1 protein-coding gene is annotated in these 290 nt (G+C 29.7%); it reads right to left on the bottom strand.

Annotation, left to right across the window (positions count from 1 at the left end; translation table 11 throughout):
- A partial coding sequence (locus LQ686_RS14025) for a DDE-type integrase/transposase/recombinase (RefSeq protein ID WP_345772687.1) occupies nt 1-290 on the bottom strand: 290 nt, incomplete at both ends.

Raw genomic sequence — 290 nt, 5'->3', positions numbered from 1 at the left:
CTCTATCATTTCTTTTAGTGGATTGATCACTATATCTAATGTAGGACGACTTGAGATTTTGAAACTGATAATCTCTGAACTATATAAGTCCATAAAAGGTGATAAATATAATTTTTGACCATTCATTAATTTGAACTCTGTAATATCTGTCACGACTTTTTGAAATGGGAGATTTGTTTTAAATCTACGATTTAATATGTTTTGAGCTACTTTACCAACTTTACCTTTAAAGGAACGATACTTACGGCCTCTATGTGTGAACTTTGTACAAGTTAGATTATATTCTTTCA

It is taken from the genome of Mammaliicoccus sp. J-M41 (assembly GCF_022385935.1).
Taxonomy (GTDB): Bacteria; Bacillota; Bacilli; order Staphylococcales; family Staphylococcaceae; genus Mammaliicoccus; species Mammaliicoccus sciuri_A.
Note: the sequence above shows the minus strand (reverse complement) of the source record. Positions and strands in the feature narration are given on the sequence as shown.